Raw genomic sequence first — 22,293 nt, 5'->3', positions numbered from 1 at the left:
TTTCTTTTTATATAAGCCAAATGTCATATTTCTTATAGTGTTTACTAAGCTACATATAGGATTTTCTTTTTCAGCAAATCGAAACAATCTATAATGCCATTTAATCAGTTCTTTATATCCATGTGTACTGATACTTCCGCTTCTTCCACGTCTGTATTCTGCCAAAACTTCATCCAATAAATAACATCTGGTTTTTTTGCATATCTTCAACCATATTGCATAGTCGTTATTCTTCTTTATATCTGCAATCTGAATCAGACCGATTTTTTTTCGATCATACATAACTGTCAGACATCCCGGCCAACAGTAATTAAACATTCCTGTTTTAGATATCACTTTTGGTCCTGTAACAATTACATTTGTTTTATTTCCATCAGCATCTATTTCTTCATAATTGGTATATGAAAAATAATATCTATTTTTCATCATAAAACAAATTTGCTTTTCCAGTTTTTCTGGTTTCCACAAATCATCCGAATCCAAAAACGCAACCCATCTTCCATTAGCTTCCCTTAACGCCCTATTCCGACTAACCGCTGCTCCTGAATTTTTTTCATTTTTTATATATCTGATTCTTGGATCCTTTATTTTTCCAATCACTATGTCAGTATTATCTGTTGAACAATCATCCACAATAATCAATTCCCAATTGTGGTATGTCTGATCAATTACTGATTGTATTGTTTCAGTTATATATTGTGCTGTATTATAAGACGGCATTATAATTGACACTAAATCACTCATGTTATTTCCCACTCTTTATTAAAATTTCTTTTGCCATTTCTTGTTTTTCCAGATATTCTTCCAAGCTAATCTTACCTGTTCTCAACAGATAATCCCCAAAATCCTCTGCCGTAGCCATATCATCCTGTGAAATGCCTTCCTGCTTGATAAATGCCTTTTTGACTGTTTCTAAAATAATGTTAATATCTTCTATCAGCCCAACTTTTTTGATATATTTCTGATCCCACTCCAATTTATCTTCCCAGGTAATCGCATTTCGCCCATTAACCTGTGCCAGTCCTGATAAGCCAGGTTTTGCGGTATGACGCATTCTTTGTTCATCCGTCATAAATACCATATCCCTTACCAGCTGAGGTCTTGGACCAATTACTGACATCGTTCCGTTCAGGATGTTAAAAGCTTCCGGCAGCTCATCTAGGCTTGTCTTTCTTAACCATGCGCCAAACTTCGTCAGTCTTATTTCATCAGGAAGCAGATTTCCTTCTTCGTCTCGTTCATCTGTCATCGTACGAAATTTATACATTTTGAAAATCGTTTCTCTTCCGTTCTTATCTACCAAACCTGGACGATCCTGCGTAAAAATAACTGGTGATCCCAGTTTTATTTTTACTAAAAGAGCAACTCCTGCATAAATCGGACTAAAACATAAAATTGCCGCAGATGCACATATTACATCCATCCCTCGTTTTATATACTTCTCATAAAATCCCATCTTACGGGGTTTAATCGTACTCATTAATTCAGCAGTATATGTAGTCTTATCTGCTTCCTTTTTCATTGCATGTGCTGTTGTCGCAGTCGTTACTGCTGTACTTCCTGCCAGAAGACCCAATTTTTTCTTTTTAGACACAATCTCATTCCTCTTGAATACTATTCAAAACAAGCCCGAATAACCTCAATGATCCTCTCCTGCTGCTCCACTGTCATCTTATTATCACTAGGCAGACACAGACCTCGGTTGAAAATATCCATTCCAACATCAGACACGCTGCCTGCAATATATGCATTCGATCTGGCTCTTCCATTTCCGTCTTTTACAACAAATGGATTCAGACGATAAATCGGCTGCATATGCATCGGTTTCCAAACTGGGCGTCCTTCTGCATTAATAGATGCAATTGCTTCCAAAATTTCTGCCGGACATGTTTTTCCTGTTTCTTTTATGTAGCAGACGTCCTGCTCGCCACGAACCTGCTTGCACATTGCTTCCTTATCAATAATCAGACAAGACAGCCAGTAATTTGGCTCAGAATTTTCCAGATCCATTGGATTCATAGATACTGGTAATCCTTTTAATCCCTCTTTATATCTCTCATAGATTGCTTTTTTCTGTGCAATGTGTTCATTTAAATATGGAAACTGCCCACGTACAACGCCAGCAACCACATTGCTCATTCGATAGTTATATCCCAGTTCTTCATGCTGGTACCATGCAGCATTCTCTCTGGCCTGCGTTGACCATTTACGTACTTTATTTGCAGCTTCTTCATCATCTGTCAGGAAACATCCGCCTGAACTTCCTGTAATGATCTTGTTTCCATTAAAAGAAATCGTATTATACTTTCCAAACGTACCTGTTTGAACCCCTTTGTATGTGGCTCCCATAGATTCTGCCGCATCCTCGATCAAAATAGCTCCATGCTTTCGGATCACTGCATTTAATTCATCTATCTTTCCCGGAGTTCCGTAAAGATGTGCAATAACCACAACCTTCGTATCAGGATAGATTTCAAAGGCTTTTTCCAATGCTTCCGGATCCATGTTCCAGGTATCATACTCTGTATCAATAAATACCGGTTCTCCACCTTCGTATACAACCGGATTTACTGTTGCAGCAAAAGTCATATCGGAGCAGAAAACTTTCTTTCCTTCCAATGCTCCATGACCAACTTTTGGCATACCATATGCTTCAATTCCAGCCAGTTTCATAGCCAGATGTAAGGAAGCCGTTCCTGCTGATAAAGCTACTGCATATTTACAGCCGATATATTCACAGGCAAGTTTTTCTACTTCATTAATGTTTTTTCCTACTGTAGACATCCAGTTTGTTTCATATGCTTCTTTTACATATTCAATTTCCGGTCCATGCATTGTTGGACTGCTTAACCAGACTTTTGATTCAAATTTTTCAAACTTGTTACTTTCTTTGAACATGGCTCTCTACCTCTTTTTATGTACTTTCAGTTTATGCTTGATCACTTCTCCGCAGCCACAGCCGCCTCACTCATCAGCTCCTCATACACCTTCTTATGCAGCTTCAGGTCGGAATCCGCCGAGTGATAGGTCGGTACGATCGCGGCTACGATGTCTCGGATCTTTTCGCTGTTGGCGTAGCCGTATGCTGCCAGGACTTCCAGCTGTTTGAAGAATTCCTGTACGTCCATTTCGATGGGTTTGCCGATGTGGATGAGGTCGTTTGGAGTTTTCTCCATGCCTTCTTCGGCCATCAGCTTTTCTTCGTAAAGCTTTTCGCCTGGGCGGAGACCAGTGTAGGTGACTTTGATGTCTACATCCGGGGTGTAGCCGGAAAGCTTGATCAGGTTTCGGGCAAGGGTGTCGATCTTTACCGGGGCTCCCATGTCCAGGACGAAGATCTCGCCGCCTTTGGCGTAGGTTCCTGCCTGGAGGACAAGGCTTACGGCCTCCGGGATAGTCATAAAGTAGCGGATGATGTCCGGATGTGTGACGGTGACAGGGCCGCCTTTTTCGATCTGGCGCTTGAACAGCGGGATCACACTTCCGTTGCTGCCGAGAACGTTTCCGAATCGTACAGCTACGAATTCTGTGCCGGTTCCTGTTTTCGATGTATGGTTCTCACTTACATATGCCTGACCTTCGTTGTCGTGAAGTGCATCCAGGGTATCCTTTCTGTGTCCGCCAAGTCGTGGCAGCCAGTCGGTGTGTCCGTTGTGGCTGACCATGTTCATGCTCTGGACTACCATTTCGCAGAGTCGTTTGCTGGCGCCCATGATGTTGGTCGGGTTTACAGCCTTGTCGGTACTGATCAGCACAAATCGCTGGGAGCCGTTCATCATTGCCGCATATGCAGTCTTATAGGTTCCTACCACATTGTTCTTGATCGCCTCACAGGGGCTGTTCTCCATCAGCGGTACGTGCTTATGTGCGGCTGCATGATATACGATCTCCGGCTTATAGGTTTCAAATACCCAGTTGATCCTTTTGCTGTCACGGACGGAGCCGATCAGTACCTTCAGGTTCAGGTTCGGATAACTGGCCTTCAGCTCCTGCTCAATGTCATATGCATTATTTTCATAAATATCGAAGATCACCAGAAGCTCCGGCTCATGACCTGCGATCTGACGGCAGAGCTCGCTTCCGATGGAACCGCCGCCTCCTGTTACCAGGATCCTTTTGCCCTTCAGATACTGAAAGATCTCTGACATGTTGACTTTGATGGTGTCTCGTCCGAGAAGATCCTCCACTGCTACTTTTTTCATCTTGCTCAGGGATACTTCTCCGTTTACAAGCTGATATACACCCGGGAGCTGCTTCAGCTCGCAGCCGGTTTCCTTGCAGATGTTCAGGATATCCCGCTTCTGATGCGGTGTTGCCGTCGGGATCGCAAGAAGGATCTGATTGATATGATACTTGTCCACATTGAGAAAAATATCGTCTCTTCCGCCTACCACCGGAACGCCTTCCATGTATCTTCCCCATTTATTCGGGTTGTCATCGATCAGGCAGCGTACTCTGGAATTGGTTTCCTTTGCATTCTGAAGCTCCCGGACAATGGTCCTGCCCGCTTCTCCTGCACCGATGATCATCACGTTTTTGCTCCGCTCCTCACGCTCGCTCTTTTCTCTGCGGTTCCGCTCAAGAAGTACAAAACGATAGGAGAAACGTACGCCTACAGTCAGGAAAAACTGCAGCATGATACCGATCAGATAATAGGAAGCCGGCATCCGTCCCCAGAAGATCGTGATACCCACAATATGCAGAACACCTGTGATCACAGTTGCAACCGTGATCTTGATCAGCTCATGGAAGCTTGCGAAACGCCATACACTGTTATACAGATGCAGGCATCCGAATACTGCCAGGATGATAATGGTATAGATTGGTGCAAAGCTCCTCCATGCATCAAAATAATCTGTGGGAATCGAGGAATACCGAAAATCGAATCTCACCAGCAGCGCCATAAAATAAGAAAAATTAACAGCTATCATGTCATAGATGATCAGATATATCGCAATTACTTTCCAATGTTCTAACTTCTTCATACTTCCTCCGGTCTGTCTTACTGTTTCTGCATAATCCCTGATGTATTCTTCCTGCTCTTTGTCTTCTGTCTGCTTTTCCCTGGGACTTTGTTTTGCCAGTGCCAGAAGCAGGACCGAGAACGCAAGAAGTACTACGATCAGCATGATCAATAAAATCTGCATTTTTTACTTCCTCTTTTATATTTATAACTTATCTAATTTATTTTTATCCCCGAACTGCGTCTCCGCAGCCCGGGTCATTATATTCGAATCTCAATATGTATGAATCATTTGGCGCCGCTTCCGCGGAAAACGACCATAACTGTCTTAACCAGGATCTCAATATCCAGTTTCAGACACCATTCGGCAATGTACTTTGTGTCAAGCTCTACGACTTCCTCGAAATCCGTAATATCACTTCGACCGCTTACCTGCCACATACCGGTAAGTCCCGGCTTGATGGCCAGACGTTTGCGATGGTGAAGCTCATACTTCTCCCACTCATCCATTGTCGGCGGTCTGGTTCCTACAAGACTCATATCTCCTTTCAGAATATTCCAGAACTGTGGAAATTCATCCAGGGATGTCTTTCGGATAAAATGTCCTACTCCTTTGATGATTCGTGGATCATCATCCATTTTGAACATCATTCCATCTTTTATGTTATTCTGTTTCATCAGTTCTTTTTTGCGTTCTTCTGCATCCATATACATGGAGCGGAATTTATAGATCTTGAACGGACGACCGTTCTTTCCCATGCGGACCTGTGAGAAAAATGCAGGACCCGGAGATTTGATCTTAATGGCCGGAACCAGAAAGATCGCTGCGATTCCTGTAAAAAGACAACCTACCAGACCGCCTGCGATATCCATAGCTCGTTTCACAAACATCTGGCGCGGTGTCACAATGTGGATACTGCTGGAAAGCACAGTGTATCCGCCAAGCTCCTCCACCACCTGGTTCTTGCCAAGGGATTTCATGGTTGCCAGTCTCATATGGATAACAACTCCCATTGCAGAACAATCCTTGATCATCTGCTCCGGGATCGGAATTTCCTTAGGCACTGCAAAAAATACTTCATCGATCCAGTTCTTATGGATATAGGAGATCATATCCTCACTCCCGGCTACTACCGGTACTCCACAGACGGATGCTCCCTTCTTGTCACAATCCATAAAAACAATTCCTGCCAAATGATAGGTTCCGTAATTATTCTTGCGGATGGTTTCCACCACATTGTCTGCATTTTCACTGACTGTAACGATCAGCAGGGATCGCTTCTCGCTTTCTTCGTATCTGTGATCCTTCAGGAATTTCTTCAATGCCTGTCTGCCGCAGTAGCTGAAGCAGATATAAAGTACATAGGTGATCAGCAGGATCATTCTGGAATAATTGTTTCCAATTCTTAAAAGAAACATATATGCCAGGACCAGAAGACAGACCAGTGTACACTGTTCAAAGGTTTTCTTCAGTTCCACCAGCATTCCTCTTCGCAGAACTCCGCTGAAGCTTTCATTAAAAAATGTGACCATCAGCTGGATAAGAAACATCACCACTGCCACATTTCGATACAGCTCTGTCTCGTATGGCTGATCGATCCCGTTTCGGATCCAGTATGCAAGTACAAACGCAAGCTGCAGACACAACATATCGCAAATCGTAAAATCGGCATGTTTTACCCAGCTGCTGTTTTCTTTTTGATACATATTCTTTTCTACGCCTTCCCTCGCTTACATTTTTTGTTGCTTTTATCCCCTCTCCGGTATCTCAGGCACCTGGAGAGGGGATGATATTTATTTCACAACAATGGTAAGTACGGCTCCGTTGGAGCTGTTTCCACTGTTGTCTACTACATAATATGTAAGCTCGTAAGTTCCCGGTGCAGCTGTATTTACATCACCGGTGATCTGAATCCTTTTGAAAAGATCACTGGTTGACTCTGTATCATCCTGGATATCCTTTACATAGCTTAATTTATCCAGCGTAGTTCCTACCGGTACCTCTACGTAATAGGTAGTCAGATACATCTTTGGATCCTGCGGAGAAAGCTGCTCGATCTTGTCTTCCTGTGTCTTCTGCGCCTGTTCCTCCGGAGTCAGTTCTCCTTCTGCGGAATCTCCGCTTTCAGCATCTGTGCTGTCTGCTTCTGTCCCATCCTGCATATCTGTCTCTTCTGCAGGCTCTGTGGTATCTGTGGAATCTCCGTTCTCTGTGAGACCGTCATTATCGATCAGTCCCAGCTGCGGATTTTCGGCACTGCCGTCCTGAGCTTCCATGGTAAATTCTTTTTTTGTTACATTGTTGTTTTTGTCCTTTGCAACAAAGATAACAGAAACCTGTTTTCCGTCATTCTTCGGATATATGGTTTCTACAGTAAGAGACTCTGTAACATCTCCATCTCTGTCATCCTGTGCCTTTACATCCTTCAGAAGATCCTCTTCTGTCATATCGGATGTATAATTCGTATCTTTTCCCTCTTCAAATGTGATCTTCGGTCCTTCATTATCCTCGGAGCTCTTCATGTATACTACACCGGCTCCCATACCAAGGCAGATGACCACTAATAAAAACACAAAAAATTTCTTCATATTTTTGCTGCTCCCGGCCTTTCCCAACACTTTGATCCGTTGTTGTTATTTTTATGCGTGACGTTTCTTTTTCTTTTTGGATTTCTTGCCCATTTTGGAAGAGTATGGGATTGTACCAAGTACGCTTAATCCAAGATATTTCTCTACGTCTTCCGGTGTCTTTACAGTATCGTTTGTCAGATATACGATGAGCACAACGGCTGCTGCCAGAAGGATACCCAGAAGTCCGCCGATCACACCGTTTTTCGGTACGCTTGGGCTTGACGGCTCATCCGGGATGTTTGCTGTCTCTACCACATTTACTGCCTTGATATCCATAACCTGCTGGATATGCTTGGAAGCAATATCTCTTACTGCGTTTGCGATCTGTGCCGCTGTATAAGGATCGGTATCTGTAACTGTGATGGATACTACTCGTGTATCCGTTGGTGTATCTACGGAAAGCTTCTTAAGAAGCTCCTCATGTGTCATATCCAGTTTCAGCTGTGCGATCACACCCTCAGTAACTGTACGGCTCTTGATCAGCTCCGCATAGTCCTTGGTCAGTGATGTACTTGTCTGGATATCCTGATTGGTCAGTGTGCTGCTGTCCTGCTTGGACAGTACCACGATCTTGGTTGTGGATTCATACTTCGGTGTGATCAGAAGCATGGTTCCCATAACAGCTGCCAGGCAGAAAACAATACCGGATAAAATGATAACACCCAGCTTGCTCAGTAACAGGTGAAATACCTCACCAAGATCGATCTCTACTTCGTCGTTGTTGTTAACAGTCTGATTTTCCATTTCTTTTCTCCATTACCCTGTGATTTTCCGGGGATTTTTGATAAAGATCTTCTTTACATATTCGCTCCCCATTGTTTTTTCCATTTTGGCGACACATTTGCCGATCTCCGGGATACGCTCCGTCTTACGGTGTCCGTCAGAACCGACAAAATCCAGAAGCCCATGCTTCATGACTTTCCGTGCAAAGGTTTTTGCCCCGAATCCGTCCTGACCGCTGATGGTATCTGCGTTGACCTGGATATGTGCTCCCATATCCTTCAGCTCTGTCAAAAATCCAATATCGTTCCGGGTAGCCTTATAACGTTCCACATGAGCGATGATCGGGATAAAACCATTCATCAGAAGACTTCTGACCCGTTCTTCAATATAATTTTTCTCATCTCCGTTGCTGAATTCCACAAGCACATATCTGGAACCTGCAAGGGTAAGCCGCCGTCCCTTCTTAAGGCATTCCACCATATCCATACTGGAATGGAGTTCACAGCCCAGATAAAGTCTCATGCCTTCATCACCAATATTCATGGCTGCTCTACGCAGCTGCATAAACTGTCTTGTCACAATGTTCATATGCGGCTCAAACATATCGTACCGGAAATGTGGTGTCAGGATCACATGACGTACGCCCTCCTGATACTCCTTATTGAGCATCCAGAGTGATTCTTCCATGTTTCTTGCACCGTCATCCACCCCGGGGAGGATATGACAATGAATATCATAAAGTCCCTTCATTAAAATAACCCACTCATTTCTGTTGTCAATGTTTTTTTATTTACTGCTGCTCTCACCATAATCTCCGTAGGAACCATACTTACCGTACTTGCCGTATTTACCATACTTGCCATAGTGACCGTAATTGCCGGCCTTGCTGTAGTCCACCTTGTTCAGGATGGTTCCCAGGATCGGGCAGTTGCTCTTGGCAAGCTGATCTCTTACTTCCTGTACAAAACGGTAGCTGATAGTACCGGATTCAACGACGATTACAGATCCGTCGCAGGAATCTGCTATGATAGCACTGTCGATGATCAGTCCAAGCGGCGGTGTATCTACAATAACGTAATCATAAACATCTCTTACCACGCGGATCATATCCTTGAAGAGTCTGTTTCCGAGAAGCTCTGCCGGGTTCGGAGGTACGATACCGGAGAAGATAATATGGAACTTCGGAAGTGTAGTGGCACAGATCACGTCAGAAAGCTTGGCCTGCTTGGAAAGATAATGAGCAAGTCCCATTACCTCCTGGTCTACTGTCACACGTCCCATCAAAACGGATTTACGCAGATCGGCATCGATCAGAAGCACTGATTTGCCGCTCTCAGCAAGAGAGGCAGCAAGATTAAATGCCACACTGCTCTTTCCCTCATTAGGAGTACAGCTGGTAAGTGCGATCACTTTCTTATCTGCTCCGCAGAACTGGATATTTGTTCGCAGAGCTTTATAAGCCTCATCCATCTGGTGATCAGACTTCCAGTTGCTCAGTTTAACTTTAATCATAATTCCTTTTCACCTTTACCTTTTTGTTCTATCTGATGACAGTCTTGCCCTTTGGGCATGTCTATAGGTTATTATACAATCCTATTTTCTAATACGCAAGTTCTTTATTCGACAGAAAAGTCGTTAAATATGTACAATTTGCCTAATTTTTATTATTTTTTATTTCCCGGCCCAGAAACAGGATAGATTATTTTTATTCCCTGTGTTAAAATAAACCCACGGCAATGAGTGCAGCGGTTACAGGAGGAGCCCTATTTTTTGCCAACCGTGATTGGCTGCCATAAGGAGGATATAAACATATGACAAAACAGGAATTTCAGAAACTGACCGAAGATCATGTCCTGCTGCTGGATGGTGCTACCGGCTCCAACCTGATGAAGGCCGGCATGCCGCGTGGTGTCTGTACAGAGAGCTGGGTGCTTGAGCACAAGGATGTGATCCAGTCTCTGCAGAAGGCATACATCGCGGCGGGAAGCCATATCATCTATGCGCCTACCTTCGGCGGAAACCGCATTAACCTCACTATGCACGGACTGGAGGATCAGATCGAACAGATCAATCATACCCTGGCAGGCTATTCAAAGGAGATCGCACCGGAGGGTGTTTTCGTAGCAGGTGATATCACCACCACAGGCAAGATGATGGCACCGGCCGGTGACATGACTTACGAAAAAGCCTTCGAAGTCTATCAGGAACAGATCGGCTATCTCCGTGATGCAGGTGTGGACCTGATCGTAGCGGAAACCATGATCAATATCGAGGAGACACTGGCTGCTGTAGACGCCTGCCAGAGTGTCTGCGAGCTTCCTATCATCTGTACCGTGACTGTAGAAGCAGACGGAAGTATCTTCAGCGGCGGAAATGCCATAGAGGCTGCCATGTCCCTGGAAGCTGCAGGTGCAGACGCTGTCGGCATCAACTGCTCGGTTGGCCCGGATCAGCTGGTATCGGTTATCCGTAATATCAAAGAGAACGTTTCCATTCCGGTCATTGCCAAACCCAATGCGGGAATGCCCCAGATCGATGATCTTGGAAATGCAGTTTACAGCATGACCCCTGCGGATTTTGCAGGTTATATGAAGGTGCTGGTGGACAACGGTGCTTCCGTGATCGGCGGATGCTGTGGTACCACACCGGAGTTTATTTCGGAAACCGCCCAGGTGCTTGGACTTCGATAACTTTAACCGGAACAGATATGCTTCCACGCACTGCTTCAATTGAGAACAACAATAAGCCGTGAGTGAAAGATTCCGTCAAAAAAATCCTGAGGATCCTATGTGAGATATTAACAGATATCAACATAGAAATTCTCAGGATTTTTATTTTTCCGGATATTATTTCTCTTTTACTGCTTCTTCCGGCCGGTTTGCCTCATCCGCATAGGAGCTGCGGATCGCTTTTCGCACTGGAAGTACACAGGCAGGAACAACGGAAAGGCCGTCCACTCCCATCTGGATAAAAGCTTCGGTAAGATTGGAATCTGCTGCCAGCTCTCCGCATATGTAAACTTCACATCCTGACTTATGTCCTGCCTCTGTTACCATGCGGATCATCTTTACAAGCGCCGGATGATGATCGTTGTATTTATCCTTCAAAAGAAGATTCTGCCGGTCCATAGCCAGGGTATACTGGGTCAGGTCATTGGTTCCAAGGCTCAGAAAATCCACACGTTTTCCAAGTTCTTCACTGATCATGACCGCTGCCGGTGTTTCGATCATAATTCCGGTACGGATGTTTTTGTAAGGAATATTCTTCTCATCCAGGCCCTTTTTTACCTCACGGATCAGCTTCTCGATCTCATCCAGCTCATCCTCGGACGTGATCATCGGATACATCAGGTTGATATTTCCATAGGCACTTGCACGGTAAATAGCCCGAAGCTGCGCTTTAAACATTTTTTTGCGATCAAGGCAGAGACGGATGCCGCGGTTTCCCATCATAGGATTGACCTCATCAGGAATTGCCATATATTCTGCCTGACGGTCTGCCCCCAGGTCCACGGTACGGATCACTGCCGGACGTTCATCCATATCCTCGGCTACTTTTTTATAGGCACGGAACAGCTCATTCTCTCTTGGATAATTCTCTCTTCCGAGATACTGGAATTCACTTCGAAGAAGGCCGATACCTGCTGCTCCGTAATAAAGAACCGTATTCAGATCATCCAGATTTCCGATGTTTGCCAGAAGCTTGATCTCCTTGCCATCGGCTGTGATATCCTTCTGGTTCCGAAGTCTCAAAAGTTCTTCCCGCTCTTCCTTATCTGCTGCATGACGGATCTCATATTCCTTAAGAAGCTCCGGCTCCGGATCGATATACAGTGTTCCTGTATACCCATCTACAATAGCCATATGGCCATCCCATTCTTTCTGTATCTCCACCTCGACCAGGGTGGGGACTTCCATGGATTTTGCCATGATCGATACATGGGAAATAACAGACCCCTGATGCATGACTACCGCCAGAAGACTGGCTTTGTTCATCTCCAGAAGTTCATTGGGGGAAAGCTGCTCTGCTGCAAGGATCACCGGCTCATCTCCCAGATTGATCCGTGCATGGGAGCCACCCATGGCGCCGATCAGCAGCTCGGAGATCTCCCTGATATTTTCGATCTGTTCTTTGACAGCCTCGTCCTCCAGCTTGCGGAACACATTTGCAAGCTCATCCCTGGTTGTCTGGACTGCGTAAGCTGCACTGACCTTTTCTGTCGTGATCATGCTTTCTACGGCCCGCTGGAAGCTGCCGCCACTTAAGAGCTTCAGCTGACGTTTCAAGGTCAGCTCCTGCTCTTTGGGGAGGGGTGCTCCGTTTTTATACATATGCTGGATCTGGTTCTTTACCGCTGTTCTTGCATTATCCAGACGATCCAGCTCCTTTTTTACATTGTCTACCATGGACTGACGGATCTGATATTCGCCTCTGTGGTAATACAGTATTTTTCCAATGGCTATTCCGGAAAAAGCGGATGTGCCTTTGTATATCTCCACCTGAAAAACCCCCTTACTGGTTCGTCTGCTTAATCGCAGGCAGCTTTAAACTCTGTCCAGATCTTATTGTATTCCTGCTCTGCTTCCTGGCTTACATTCTGTACGATCTCACCCTTTGTCACGCTGTCCGGAACAACCAGGTTCTCGTCTACCAGATCATCTGCTGCCTTGTTTGTATTGTAGTATCCGATATAGTTGATGCACTGTGCAGATACTTCCGGCTCCAGGATATAATTGATAAATTCATTGGCAGCCTTCGCATTCGGTGCTTCACTTGGCACAAACATTCCCATAATACCAAATCCAAGACCTTCCTCCGGATAAACCACCTTAAGATCCGGATTATCCTTCAGTGCCTGTGTTACCTGTGATGTATAAAGAAATGCCACACTTGCCTCTCCGTTGAGAAGGGCATTCTGTGTATTGTCATCCTGGATCATACGAATGTTCGGTGCCAGCTCTTTCAGCTTCTCACCGGTCTTGTCGATCACGGCTACATCTTCTTCGTTCATGCTCTCTCCCATGGAAAGCTGTGTGATGCCACAGATCACGCGGTAATTACCTACGATGGCAATGCTGTCCTCCAGAGACTTATCCCAGAGATCCTTGTATCCTTTAATGTCGATATCTACCTGCTCCGGATCATAAACGATCAGTGGGATTCCTGCTCCGTAAGGTACTGTATATTCGTCATCCGGATCATAAAACTGTCCCTGATAAAGGGGGTTGATGTTCTTAAAATTGGAAACGGTATCCTTGTCGATCTTCTGGACAAGTCCCTCTTTTACCGCGCTGTCGATAATGTAATCATCTGCAATTACCACATCGTAATCGCCGCCCTTTGCCTGGGAAAGCTTCTCAAGCATGGTCTCATCGGTATCAAAGTTGGAATATACCACCTTGGTCCCTGTTTCTTTTTCAAAATCATCCAGCACTTCCTGCGGAAACATTCCGTCCCATGTATAAAGTACCAGTTCATCCTTATCCTTTGCACTGACACTGACACCTGTTATCATAGATGTTCCAAGTACCGCACATAACATGATCGCTGCTGCTTTTTTTGATCTCATAGAACCTCCTTCATGTCTCTCTCTGACGTCTTGTTATTTTGCTTTTACCTTTGTCCAAAGCTCTGCGAATTTCTGCTTGATCTTTGGCTTCTGGTATCCGAAGATCTCATTCTTTGGATTGTCGATCTGCGGAATATAGGAAGAAATTCCCTCATAAGTTCCGTTCTTCATCTCCTCGAATGCACTCTTTACAGTAGAAGTATATCCTACTTCTTCGGTATTGGAAAGAGCATTTTCATCATCCAGCATAAAATTGATGAACTCATGAGCCAGATCTACTTCATTGCAGTCCTTGGTGATGACCATGGCATCATACCAGGTATTGGTTCCCTGCTGCGGAGTATAATAGCCAAGCTCCGGATTTTCGCTGATAATATAGGAAGCATCTCCGGAATAAACAACCGCCATTGCCTTGTTTCCTGAGATCATGTTGTCGATCACATCATCACCTGCATAGATCGGATCCATGGTATCTCTCTGCCGGATCAGCCACTCATAAGCCTGCTGGATCTCGTCAAGATTCTTTGTGTTCATGGAATATCCCAGTGCTTTCAGGGCGATCATAAAGGAATCCCTTTCGGAATCATACATATAAAGATCTCCCTTATATTTTTCATCGCAGAGAATATTCCAGCCCTCTTTGTCAAGATCCTCCTGAGAGACTACATTCTTATTATAAAGGATTCCTACAGTTCCCCAGAAATACGGACAGGAATAACGATTTCCCGGATCATAGTCCTTATTCTGTACCTCGGGAAGAAGATTTTTGCTGTTTGGGATCTTTTTCCAGTCAAGGGCCTGAAGATATTCCTCCTTGATCAGTCTTTCGATCATATAATCTGACGGAACCAGAACATCGTAGGTTTCACCACTGGCCAGCTTGGTGTACATCATCTCATTGGACTCGAAGGTTTCATATACAACAGTACAGTTATACTGCTTCTCAAATTTGTCCAGAAGACTCAGGTCCATATATTCTCCGGCATTATATACACGAAGCACGTGGTTTCCCTGGCTTACGAGCGTCCACTTTCCCAATACCAGAACAACCGCAGCAGCTGTGACAACCGCAACGATCCTTCTTTTTTTCGGATCCATTTTTTTCACGGTGGAGGCCTGAAGCTTCGGCATGATCAGATTTGCAAAAAGAAGCACCAGTACAATGACCACGATCACAATAGTAGAAAGGGCGTTGATAGTGGGATTGATACGCTTTGTCATATTATATACAACAATGGATATATTTTTTACTCCGTTTCCGGAAACAAAGTAGGAAATTACGAAATCGTCAAAGGACATGGTAAAGGCCAGGAGCGCTCCCGCAAAAATCCCTTCTTTGATCATGGGCACGATAACCTTGGTAAGTGCCTGATATGGCGTTGCACCAAGATCCATGGCTGCATTGGCAAGGTTCGGATCCAGGCTTCGCACCTTCGGATATACACTGGTGATCACATAGGGCGTACAGAATGCGATATGTGCCAGCAGCATGGTCAGATAGCCTTTCGTCATTCCCAGCGAAGAAAACAGCAGCATCAGACCAATCGCGGTTACGATCTCCGGATTCAGAATTGGAAAGTTATTGATGGTAAGGACCATCTCCTTCAGCACCTTTCTGGATTTTGAAAGTCCGATGGCTGTGATGGTTCCCAGCACTGTGGAAATAACAGTTGCCAGAATTGCCACTGTGACCGAAACATAAACTGCCTTACTGATCTCCATGTTGTTTATCAGCTCTCCGTACCAGCGCAGGGAAAATCCTGTAAATCTGGTCAGGGACTTGGATGAGTTAAAGGAAAAGATCATGGTCACAAGGATCGGCAGGTAAAAAAATGCCAGACACAGCACTACATATAATTTTGAAAATATGGTATTTTTTCTTTTCATCTCCTGCCTCCTTTAATCGTCCTGAGTATCCATCTTCTTCATCAGGCTCATAAAGATCAGGATGATCACTGCCAGGATCAGAGAAATGGCACTTCCGAAGTTCCAGGCACCTACAGAAATAAACTGTGACTCGATGAGATTACCGATCAGCATGTACTGGCCGCCGCCGAGAAGCTTCGGAATAACGAAGGTTGATATGGACAGAAGGAATACCATCATGATACCATTGACCACACCTGGCATGGAAAGCTTCCAGGTGATCCTCCAGAAGGTCTGGAATGGATTGGCACCAAGGTCGTTGGCCGCTTCGATCAGTGACTTGTCCATTTTACTTAAGGATGTATGGATCGGAATGATCATAAAGGGCATAAAGTTACAAACAAGGCCCACGATAACGGAAAAATCTGTATACATCATGGTGATCGGTGAGATTCCCAGCATTTTCAGAAGGTTGTTCACCAGACCATTGTCAGAAAGAATGTTCATCCATGCATAGGTACGGAGAAGCATGTTGATCCACATGGGAATGGTGACCATAAGGATCAGAAAGCTCTGCACCTTTTCAGAATATTTGGAGATAATGTATGCCAGCGGATATCCGCAGACCAGGCAGATCAGTGTGGTCAGGATACCCAGGCGGAAGGATTTTAGGATAACACTTAAATATGTAGCTTCCAGAAATTTTGCAAAATTCGCCCATGTAAAATGCAGGGTCAGAACTTCATTTCCATCTGAGGTAAATGCATAAAGCACGATCAGGATCAATGGTACCACGATCAGGATCGAAGCCCAGATGATATACGGCTTGATCAGATGCTTGAACTGTTTCATTAGTATCCTCCCATTCTGCACATAACATGGATATCCTCAGGACCAAACTTCAGTCCCACTTCACGTCCCACTTCTGCATAATCGGTAGTGTGCACCATGTATGTGCGAAGCTCCGTCTCAACCAGGATCTCATAATGCACGCCCTTGAACGTAATGTTCCGTACCGTTCCTCTGATCTTGGCCTGATCCGGTTCCACAATATCCAGGTCCTCCGGGCGGAGAACAACCTCAATGGCTTCGTTGTCCTCAAATCCCTTGTCTACACATTCAAAACGGAAGCCATCAAACTCCACAAGGAAATCCCTGATCATTGTTCCTTCTATAATATTGGACTCTCCGATAAAGCCGGCAACAAAACGGTTCTCTGGCTCATTATAGATATCTGTCGGGCTTCCGATCTGCTGGATCTCACCATTGTTCATGACTACTACCGTATCAGACATGGAAAGTGCCTCCTCCTGGTCATGAGTAACATAGATAAAGGTGATCCCTACCTCTCTCTGGATCTTTTTCAGCTCGATCTGCATCTGCTTACGGATCTTGGCATCCAGTGCGCCGAGTGGCTCATCCAGCAGAAGAACCTTCGGCTCATTGACAAGAGCTCTGGCAATGGCAACTCGCTGCTGCTGTCCACCGGAAAGAAGTGTAACATCTCTTTTTTCGAAGCCTTCCAGCCCTACCATTTTCAGCATTCTTTTTACCTTCTGCTCAATAACAGATTTATCTACCTTTTTCAGATTCAGGCCGAAACCGATATTGTCCATAACATTGAGATGCGGAAACAATGCATATTTCTGGAATACCGTGTTGATCTCTCTTTTATATGGAGGCAGCTTGGAGATCTCAATTCCGTTAAACAGTACCTCTCCGCCGCTTGGCTCCTCAAAGCCGGCAATGATCCTTAAGGTTGTTGTCTTTCCACAGCCGCTGGGTCCCAGAAGCGTAAGGAATTCGTTTTCGTGAATGTCCAGATTAATGCCCCGGAGCACCTGCTGGTCATCAAAGTTTTTTGTGAGATTTTTTAACTCGATCAGTTTATTGCTCATCTTTTATATTCCCCTTCCCGCGTTTTCCTGCGATCAGATATACTGCCAGTACCAGAAGGATCACTCCCAGCATTATGGTACAAAGTGCATTGATCTCCGGCGTAACGCCTGTTTTCATCTGTGTGTAAACTTTTATCGGCAGCGTGGATACACGTGGCCCGGTTACAAAAATGCTGATCACCACATCGTCCATGGACATGGCAAAGGCCAGCAGAGAACCGGATATAACAGCCGGCATGATCAGCGGCAGGGTAATGTCCCAGAAGGCCCGAAAGGAACCGGCACCAAGATCTCTGGCTGCCTCTTCCAGGGACGGATCCATTCCCACAAGCCTTGCTTTTACCTCCATCAAAATATAGGGCACGCAGAAAACCGTGTGTCCGATCAGAAGTGTCAGCATTCCAAATGGCAGGTTCAGCATATAGAAAAATGCCATCAGTACCATTCCCAGAATGATCTCCGGGATCATCAGAGGCAGAATGGAAATATACTCCATCACCCCTTTTGTTTTCCAGTGGATCCTGGAAAGTCCTACAGCCCCCAGTGTTCCGATCACTGCAGATACCCCACAGCTGGACACCGCCAGGATCAGACTGTTTTTCAATGCCTGGATCAGATCCCTGTCCTGAAACAGTTCCTGATACCATTTCAGGGAAAAACCGGTAAAGCGCACCGGAAGTCTTGCTTCATTAAACGAAAATACCACTACCACACCAATGGGCAGATACATAAGGAAAAACAGGATCCCCAGGTACAGTCCTGAAAGCTTTGAGTTCTTTTTCATCCGATTCCCTCCAGTTCCTTCACATTGGTAAGCTTCCGATATAATACGATCATCAGAGTTGTCAGTATCATCAGTACCACAGCCAGTGCTGCGGCAAAGGGCCAGTTATTGCCTCTTGTCATCTGCTCCTGGATCAGGCTTCCCACAAGTACGATCTTGTTTCCGCCCAGGATATCCGCAATAAAAAACAGACCCATAGACGGAATAAAGGTAAGTATCACTCCGGAAAGAAGTCCCGGCAAAGTCAGCTTAAAGGTGACGCTCCAGAAAGCCTTCCATCTGCTGGCTCCAAGGTCTCTGGCAGCTTCCACAAGGGACCAGTCCAGCTTTTCCGCACTGGAATATACGGACAGTGCCATAAACGGCAGCAATACATAGATCATACCGATCACGATCGCCGGATAGCTGTACAGGATTTTTAAGGGCTCCTGGATGATGCCAAGCTTCATCAGCAGATAATTCAGAAGGCCCTTTTTCTGGAGAATGATGATCCAGCCATAAAGACGGATCAGGGAATTCACCCAGAAAGGCAGCATCAGGAAAAGCATGGCCAACTTCTTTTTGCCCTCGGAAAGCTTTGCCATAAAGTATCCGAAAGGGTAGCCCACCAGACAGATGATCAAAGTGCTGGTGAGCGCAAGGCGGAAGGATCCCGTAAAGGTCTGCAGGTATACAGGCTCCAGGATCTGCTTGTAATTATCCAGAGTAAATTTCCAGTTCACACCGTAGCCGCCGTCTGCTGTGGAAAAGCTCAGTGCAACTACATACAGAAGAGGCAGTGCGACGAAGATCAGTGTAAAAAGATACAGCGGCAGGATCATCCATACGGAGCCTGCTCTGTGCTTACGCATGGATACCTCCTGCACAGGGACCTGACTGATCCGGCAATACTTCTTCTGATCTTTCTTCCCGATCTACCAGCACTGCATCTGTAGGAAGAAAACAGCAGCGCACCTTTTCTCCTACACTGACATTTGTATCAATGCCGTAACGGCTTGCCACGATTTCCTGACCTTCCGAAGTTTTCAAAACAACACGGAGCTGGCCGCCGGCGAAGGTTTTTTCAATGACTTCGGCGGTTAAGCCATCGCAGCTGTCATCTGTGTTTTTTTCTGCGGGCTCCTGTACATTCTTTTGTATGTTTTCTGATGTGCAATTTGGCGTGCTTTGTTGTGCAATTTTTTTATTTTCTTCAAACCGGATATTTTCGCTTCTTACTGCAATAGTAACCTTTTCTCCTTTTTGCGGAAAAAATCCTCTGTCAGATTTGGCTGCGGTGTTCATTGATACTTTTACTTTTCCGGCATCAGTTCTTACGGTGATCTGAGCGGAAGTACCGTCAATCTCCTCTTCCGCAATGCTTTCCACAATACCGGTCAGGATATTGGCATTTCCAACAAAGGTTGCCACATAGCTGGTCTTCGGATGATTATAGATCTCATCCGGCGTCCCAATCTGCTCAAAGCGACCGTGGTTCATCACAGCGATCGTATCAGACATGTTGATGGCTTCTTCCTGATCGTGAGTGATATAGATAAAGGTGATCCCCAGCTTCTTCTGCAGGCGCTTCAGCTCGTGCTGCATGGCACGCCTCAGCTGCAGATCCAGCGCACCAAGGGGTTCGTCCAGAAGAAGTACCTCCGGATTGTTCACAAGTGCTCTGGCTATGGCCACACGCTGGCGCTGACCGCCGGAAAGCTCTGACGGCTTACGCCTCTCAAAACCCGGAAGCTGAACAAGCTCCAGCATTTCTTTGACTCTTCTGCTGATCTCCGCTTTCGATGTTTTTTTCAATTTCAGCCCATATCCAATGTTATCTGCTACATTCATATGGGGAAAAAGTGCATAATTCTGGAACACTGTGTTCACATTGCGCTGATTCGGTTCCAGGGATGTCACATCCTTTCCATCCAGAAAAACCTGGCCGGAATCTGGCTGTTCCAGGCCTGCAATGATCCGCAGTGTGGTGGTTTTTCCACAGCCGGAAGACCCCAGCAGAGTGACAAATTCTCCTTTTTTTGCTGTAAGACAAATGCTTTCCAGGACGTCCTCACCTTCCTGGAAGCTCTTTTTTATGTTTTTCAGTTCTAATGAAATTTCGGACATTTAGTTCTCCTTCTGTTTGCTATGATATCCGCACCCTGCATGGGACTTTCCTGATATAAGATTGCTTATTGTACTCTCGCAGGGGATTCTCCTGATTCGGTTAACTACTCATTTTCATGAAAATTATCTCGTATATACTGACAATAAGTTTCTTTATTAAATACAGGTTTAAATTCCCGACAGATTTTTTTTGCTTCTTTTGCCTGATCACAAAGAAGACGATACGTAGTCAGTGCCAGAAGCTTGGCTGGTTTGATATATGCCAGTTCTTCATCCATGATCTTAAAATCTGCTCCGTGAAGTTTTCCCGCAAATCCTCCGAATGTAAAATTCAGCACTGGAAACAGATGGGTCAGGTCTCCTACGTCGGTACAGGCGTTGTTAAAATCTGCCGGCTTTGAACATCGGTATGAAGCATCCAGAAGCTTTACGGATTCTTCCATCACTTTATCCGCACCTCTGTGCAGGATCGGCATATATCCCTGAAGCGGTTCTCTTTCGATCGTACCACCGAATGCATAGGCAGCTCCGTCATAGGCACGGTCCATTTTTTCCTGTGTTGCCCGGATCGCATCCAGAGACGCTGCACGGACTTTTGTTTCGATCACCGCTTCGTCCGGAACTGCATTGATCACATCTCCGGCTTTTCGGATCACGTTGTGAAGACGCACATGGTCTTCCTCCCGGAACGTTTCCCGCATCAGTCCCATCATCTGGATGGCACTGGAAGTAATACTTAATGCATTGACACCATCCCATGGATCAATGGCTGCATGTGCGGCTTTTCCTCTTACTGTCACTCGTTCTGCGGAAAATCCGTTGCATGCCGCATTTCCCAGGTAAAAATCTTCTTCTACCGGCATCATGTGCACATGTGTGGTCAAAATAATGTCTGAATGATCAAATTCTCCAAGCCGGATTAGCTCGCTTTTTCCGGATGCCGGGAAGCCGATTCCCTCTTTCCGAAGCCGTGCACGTTTATCTGCATCAATGTATTCTTCCGCCGGAACGGCAAAAAAAGATACGGACCCAGACAGAGAGGCTTGAACCTCCTCATTGGTCAGTGCCAATGCTGCGCCGATCATGGCTGCAATCTGTGCGTGGTGTCCGCATGCATGTGCTGTCCCGTTGGCGGGATCAGCCATCGGATGCGACTTACATCCGATGGCGTCAAGTTCTCCGATAATAGTAACGTTCGGTCCGTCCTGTTCCATCCACTCAGCGCGGACTCCTGTGCGTGCAAGTCCTCCATGCACACGAAGTCCCAGGCCACGCAAAAAAGCCGCAACATGTGCGGCTGTTCTCTCCTCATAAAATCCCGGCTCCGGATGGCTCTGGATATCCTTCGCAAAAGTTATGATCTCATCTCTGTGTTCATCTATAGTCTGAATGATCTTTTCTTCAATATGATTCATGTCTTATAACCTCCATTTTCCGCAGGTTAAGCTATATGATATCATAAAACAGTTGATTTGGAAATAGATATTTTTTGGAGATATTTCCATCACCAAAAACAACTAATCTGTCACATTCCAGTTTTTGTTTTAGCTGCAAAGCAGCCTGCGCTTTGGATGCTTTTTGCGGCATGATCTCCAGCCACTGCTCTCCTGTGTAGATGTCCTTCTGTTGACACTCCCCACAGCTAAAGCAGGGGGATTCTTGCTTCTCCCACTACTGCATTGGCAAACACCTTACGGTACTGCAATGTCTTACACAGTGTCCACAAGCTATATTTATACTGTTCCCGTATGCC

At 45.4% G+C, this 22,293-nt stretch carries 19 protein-coding genes; 1 reads left to right on the top strand and 18 read right to left on the bottom strand.

The genetic code is table 11. The features are described from left to right. The 9 genes from NCY57_RS14805 to NCY57_RS14765 all read right to left on the bottom strand — a co-directional run. Positions 1-744, bottom strand: a 744-nt coding sequence (locus NCY57_RS14805) for a glycosyltransferase family 2 protein (protein WP_250789795.1), incomplete at its 3' end; no start/stop codon positions are given. Between the two features lies 1 nt (position 745). Continuing rightward, complete coding sequence (locus tag NCY57_RS14800) at positions 746-1,594, bottom strand: sugar transferase (protein WP_021651069.1); 849 nt, start codon at positions 1,592-1,594, stop codon at positions 746-748. Between the two features lie 20 nt (positions 1,595-1,614). Further along, positions 1,615-2,898, bottom strand: coding sequence for a DegT/DnrJ/EryC1/StrS family aminotransferase (locus NCY57_RS14795; protein ID WP_021651068.1), 1,284 nt, complete (start codon positions 2,896-2,898; stop codon positions 1,615-1,617). A 41-nt stretch (positions 2,899-2,939) separates the two neighbouring features. After that, the gene (locus NCY57_RS14790) at positions 2,940-4,985 is read right to left on the bottom strand and encodes a polysaccharide biosynthesis protein (RefSeq protein ID WP_044961288.1); all 2,046 of its coding nucleotides are present in this window, start codon (positions 4,983-4,985) and stop codon (positions 2,940-2,942) included. A gap of 266 nt (positions 4,986-5,251) precedes the next feature. Further along, positions 5,252-6,670 (bottom strand): sugar transferase, encoded by a 1,419-nt coding sequence (locus NCY57_RS14785; protein WP_021651066.1) that lies wholly within the window; start codon positions 6,668-6,670, stop codon positions 5,252-5,254. 87 nt (positions 6,671-6,757) lie between these two features. Next, positions 6,758-7,552: an immunoglobulin-like domain-containing protein gene (locus NCY57_RS14780; protein ID WP_044961262.1), complete on the bottom strand. Its 795-nt coding sequence runs from the start codon at positions 7,550-7,552 to the stop codon at positions 6,758-6,760. A 51-nt stretch (positions 7,553-7,603) separates the two neighbouring features. Beyond that, the gene (locus tag NCY57_RS14775; protein ID WP_015525688.1) at positions 7,604-8,338 is read right to left on the bottom strand and encodes a YveK family protein; all 735 of its coding nucleotides are present in this window, start codon (positions 8,336-8,338) and stop codon (positions 7,604-7,606) included. 12 nt (positions 8,339-8,350) lie between these two features. Beyond that, positions 8,351-9,067: a CpsB/CapC family capsule biosynthesis tyrosine phosphatase gene (locus tag NCY57_RS14770; protein WP_015525687.1), complete on the bottom strand. Its 717-nt coding sequence runs from the start codon at positions 9,065-9,067 to the stop codon at positions 8,351-8,353. A 36-nt stretch (positions 9,068-9,103) separates the two neighbouring features. Beyond that, entirely contained in the window at positions 9,104-9,829 is a 726-nt protein-coding gene (locus tag NCY57_RS14765) for a polysaccharide biosynthesis tyrosine autokinase (protein WP_015525686.1), read from the bottom strand. A gap of 299 nt (positions 9,830-10,128) precedes the next feature. Between NCY57_RS14765 and NCY57_RS14760 the strand changes: the two genes are divergently transcribed. Next, positions 10,129-11,007, top strand: coding sequence for a homocysteine S-methyltransferase family protein (locus NCY57_RS14760; protein ID WP_021651064.1), 879 nt, complete (start codon positions 10,129-10,131; stop codon positions 11,005-11,007). A 156-nt stretch (positions 11,008-11,163) separates the two neighbouring features. On the opposite strand, the gene ptsP is transcribed toward NCY57_RS14760, so the two are convergent. From ptsP to NCY57_RS14715, 9 genes are all read right to left on the bottom strand, one after another. Beyond that, complete coding sequence (gene ptsP / locus NCY57_RS14755; RefSeq protein ID WP_022426290.1) at positions 11,164-12,816, bottom strand: phosphoenolpyruvate--protein phosphotransferase; 1,653 nt, start codon at positions 12,814-12,816, stop codon at positions 11,164-11,166. A 29-nt stretch (positions 12,817-12,845) separates the two neighbouring features. Next, entirely contained in the window at positions 12,846-13,886 is a 1,041-nt protein-coding gene (locus NCY57_RS14750) for a polyamine ABC transporter substrate-binding protein (protein ID WP_173740161.1), read from the bottom strand. Between the two features lie 33 nt (positions 13,887-13,919). Beyond that, positions 13,920-15,773, bottom strand: coding sequence for an extracellular solute-binding protein (locus NCY57_RS14745; RefSeq protein WP_092073339.1), 1,854 nt, complete (start codon positions 15,771-15,773; stop codon positions 13,920-13,922). A gap of 12 nt (positions 15,774-15,785) precedes the next feature. Continuing rightward, entirely contained in the window at positions 15,786-16,604 is an 819-nt protein-coding gene (locus NCY57_RS14740) for an ABC transporter permease (RefSeq protein ID WP_173740160.1), read from the bottom strand. Further along, a complete protein-coding gene (potA, locus tag NCY57_RS14735; RefSeq protein WP_015525681.1) occupies positions 16,604-17,650 on the bottom strand; it encodes a spermidine/putrescine ABC transporter ATP-binding protein in 1,047 nt (348 codons plus the stop codon). Before potA ends, NCY57_RS14740 begins: the two co-directional genes overlap by 1 nt. Next, positions 17,640-18,434: an ABC transporter permease gene (locus tag NCY57_RS14730; protein WP_022426292.1), complete on the bottom strand. Its 795-nt coding sequence runs from the start codon at positions 18,432-18,434 to the stop codon at positions 17,640-17,642. The genes potA and NCY57_RS14730 overlap by 11 nt, the downstream gene beginning before the upstream one ends. After that, a complete protein-coding gene (locus NCY57_RS14725; protein WP_015525679.1) occupies positions 18,431-19,285 on the bottom strand; it encodes an ABC transporter permease in 855 nt (284 codons plus the stop codon). Before NCY57_RS14725 ends, NCY57_RS14730 begins: the two co-directional genes overlap by 4 nt. Beyond that, positions 19,278-20,540, bottom strand: coding sequence for an ABC transporter ATP-binding protein (locus tag NCY57_RS14720; RefSeq protein WP_173740159.1), 1,263 nt, complete (start codon positions 20,538-20,540; stop codon positions 19,278-19,280). The genes NCY57_RS14725 and NCY57_RS14720 overlap by 8 nt, the downstream gene beginning before the upstream one ends. A gap of 104 nt (positions 20,541-20,644) precedes the next feature. Further along, positions 20,645-21,955, bottom strand: coding sequence for an amidohydrolase (locus tag NCY57_RS14715; protein ID WP_173740158.1), 1,311 nt, complete (start codon positions 21,953-21,955; stop codon positions 20,645-20,647). Positions 21,956-22,293: the final 338 nt, after the last annotated feature.

Source organism: Blautia sp. MB18-30 (assembly GCF_023669475.1).
Lineage (GTDB): Bacteria > Bacillota > Clostridia > Lachnospirales > Lachnospiraceae > Blautia_A > Blautia_A fusiformis.
This window is presented reverse-complemented; position numbering and strand designations above follow the sequence as displayed.